A 431-nucleotide genomic window follows, 5' to 3' on the forward strand; every position below is an offset into this window, starting at 1 on the left:
GATGGACAAGGAAATGCGTACACGTACACAGTAAGTGAAGTAAAAGTAAACGGATATGAAACAAAAGTAGACGGAACAACGATTACGAACACTTACAAAAATACGGACAAAACAGAAGTTAGTGGTAAGAAAGTCTGGGAAGACTACAACAACAAGTTCAACACACGCCCAGAAAGTATTACGGTTCAATTGCTTCAAAATGGAACAGAGTTCCAAACACAAGAAGTGAAAGCTGATAAAGAAGGCAACTGGAATTTTAACTTCAAAGACCTACCAAAGTATGATGGACAAGGAAATGCGTACACGTACACAGTAAGTGAAGTAAAAGTAAACGGATATGAAACAAAAGTAGACGRAACAACGATTACGAACACTTACAAAAATACGGACAAAACAGAAGTTAGTGGTAAGAAAGTCTGGGAAGACTACAA

The 431-nt window shown here is 37.4% G+C and carries 1 protein-coding gene; it reads left to right on the forward strand.

Features of this window, described 5'->3' with window-relative positions; genetic code table 11:
* A partial coding sequence (locus AC1DKZ_RS33065; protein WP_476997985.1) for a Cna B-type domain-containing protein occupies positions 1–431 on the forward strand: 431 nt, incomplete at both ends.

The sequence above is a fragment of the Bacillus sp. 05T21 genome, from assembly GCF_056396785.1.